Source organism: Rhodopseudomonas sp. B29 (assembly GCF_000333455.1).
Taxonomy (GTDB): domain Bacteria; phylum Pseudomonadota; class Alphaproteobacteria; order Rhizobiales; family Xanthobacteraceae; genus Rhodopseudomonas.
The window spans coordinates 1-2,718 of the sequence record NZ_BADD01000584.1; the positions used below are offsets into that span (position 1 = coordinate 1).

The 2,718-nt window shown below is 67.8% G+C and carries 1 protein-coding gene and 1 pseudogene; both read right to left on the bottom strand.

The features are described 5' to 3' along the window. Nucleotides 1–1,118 (bottom strand): annotated as a pseudogene (locus tag I5M_RS30280) (RimK family alpha-L-glutamate ligase); the annotation flags it as partial. After that, a partial coding sequence (locus tag I5M_RS20895) for a hypothetical protein (protein WP_022723179.1) occupies nt 1,111–2,718 on the bottom strand: 1,608 nt, incomplete at its 5' end. The gene I5M_RS20895 and the pseudogene I5M_RS30280, both read right to left, overlap by 8 nt.

A 2,718-nucleotide genomic window follows, 5' to 3' on the forward strand; every position in this document is an offset into this window, starting at 1 on the left:
GGCGGTGTTGTCGATCTCGAACACGAGCAGATCGCCGGCCGGGCGTCTCGGCGCAGTCGATGATGAAGTAATCGATTCCGACGCGCTCGATCAGGCCGCTCAGCGCGGTGCGATGGCGGCGGCCGAAGCCGAAATCGAAGGTGTGAAAAGAACGCCGCTTCCTCCAGCCGCTTGGCGGCGCTCTGCGCCATGCCGGCGTTGAGGTACCAGATGTCCCACTGATCGGCGATCGCCATGTGGCAGGCATAGGCGGTGCCGTCGACCACGACGACGCGATATTTACGGAACTGGCCGTCGTCGCCGGAATAATCGACGAAGCGCGACACGAAGTACTCGGCTTCGCCGTGCCCGGCCAGATAGCCGGCGAGCGCAGCGGCATCGTCGATCTTGGCGAGGCCGCGGCCGGCATGCGAGCCGCGCGGCCGGATGATCGCCGGATAGTCGATTTCGCAGGCTGTGGCGAGCTCGGTATCGCCTTCGGCCACCGACACCAGCGTGTCGCGGGCGACCGCGACCGTGGCGGGAATGTCGAGGCCTTCGACGCCGTGCAGGATCTGATACAGCTTGTCGCGATCCAGCCGGCCGATGGCCTTCGGCTGATTGAGCAGCGGCACGGGCCAGGTCGAGGCGGCGGCGTCGATCATCGCCAGTGCGTTACGGCTTTCTCCGGAATCCGAGGCGACCACGATGGCGATGTCGTGAGCGGGCAGTGGATCGGGCAGGCCAATGCCGTCGATCACGTAGAGAGTCTGCAGCTCGATGTCGGAATGCTGCAGCAGGAATTCGATCGGCGTGTTGCCGCCCATGTCGATGTCGCCGGCCAGCGCCAGCACGCGCAGCTTCGGCGTATTGGTCCGGCAAGGCGAGCGATACAGCTGATGCTGCGCCAGCGTTTCGGTCTGCACCGACAGGCCGGCGTCCTTGTGGCCAAATAGTTGCGTGATCAGAGCCAGGTCGAGTTGCTCGCCGGCGCTGGCGGTGCCGGCGTCGACCTTGGCCATCAGGTCCTGCCACAGCGGGTACAGATTCTCGCCGTCGAACGCACGCTTGGTGAGTGTGGCGAAGCCGATGCGGTCGGCCGCAAGCGCGGCCGGCTGCGAAGCAGAATTACTAGGCATGAACATTCCTGGCAGTGAGTTGAGTGTCCGGCTGCGACAGCAGCGTCTCGATGCGGGCGACGACATCGGCGGCGTTGTCGAGGATGAGGCTCAGCGTCTCGTCGGTCGCGCTCGACGGTGCCGACCATGCGTCGATGATGTGGCGCGCTCCGATACACATGCGCAGCGCCGCAACCCGATCGTCGGCCGGGCCGCCCCAGCCGACCGGCTGGCCGATCAGGCTGGGCGAGGTGAAGGCGTCCGGAACAATCGAGGGGGCATCGTCCGTAGTCAGTGCTGTGTAAGTCGCCCGGCACTGCTTCAGGTCGAGCGCACGGCCGTTTCGCTGGAGGGTGAAGGCGAAGATCGACGGCAGGGCGAATTCGTCGTCCCGGTCGACCTGCACCAGGGCCGGCACAAGCCGCAGCGACGGCGAAGCCGTGATCAGGCGGGCGAGGCCACTGCCGAGCGCGCGCATGGCGCTGCGCCGAAATACCTCGGGCACCGCGTGGTAAGCGCGCATCTCGGCAATCGCGGCTTCCCAGCGCAGCCATTGGCCAAAATTCGGCGCCGTGCGGAATTGCTCGCGCACGCTGGTCCAGCGCGCCGGCCAGTCGGAGCGTGTCATGTAATCGTCGAGCCCGACTGCGAGCGGCGCAGCGATGAGGCGAGCGCCGATCTGCGGGGGCACCAGCACGGCGCCGCTGAAGGCCGGCCCGCCGTAGAATTTCGATCCGGTGATCAGTACCAAGGCGCCACGCGCCAGATGCGCGGCGATGCGCGCGGGCCCGAGCCGCATCTGGCAGGCGTCGATCACGATCTGCACCCGGCCGGGCCAGCGCGCGGCGATTTCGGCGAGGCAGCGCTCGCTTGGGGCCGAGTAACCCAGCTTGGAGCTGTCCATCGCCTCGAGCATCACGCGGCCGCCCTCGGCCACGATGGTCTCGACCTGTTCGAGAATGTCGGCATCGACCGCCGACGCGGCGCGCAGGTGCCCGTCGGCATCGCGCAGCCTCACGGCGACGCTGCGCACTGCTCCGAGGCCGCAGACGTTGTCGCCGCGAACGACGGCGGCGTCATTGGCGGTTCGGCCGCTGAAATGCTGGCCGCGCGCCGTGTAGGTCGTGGCGGTGCCGGTCTGGTCGGCGGCGACCACCAGCGTGGTCACATCGTCGCCGAGCAGCGCGCGGCTGATCGCCAGCACCGTGAGCTGCGCGTCGCTGCCGGAGGCGGTGAAGATCGCCTCGGCGCCGCTGCGCGCGATGCCGAGCAGGTTTTTCAATTCGTCGCGCAAGGCTTCGACGCGCGCGTCGAAACATTCGATCAGCCCGTGCAGCATCGCCGACGACATCAGTGCGGTGCGGGCGCGCTCGGCGGCCTCGTAGCCGCGCGGTGAAATCGTGCTGGCGGTGCAGGAGGCAAAGCCGGCGGAGCCTTCGGACGGCTGCGTCGCGCAGCCATAGGCGTTGCGGCCGGTCAAGGGATCGACATCGATCCGCAAATCGCCGCCACAGGCGAGCAAGTCGGGGAGGGGGGCGAATAATTCACGCAGCGGCGAGTGCGGCCGCCGTTCCGGCCTGTGCTCGACGTGCTCTCTCGGCAGCGTCCCGCTTTGCGACAT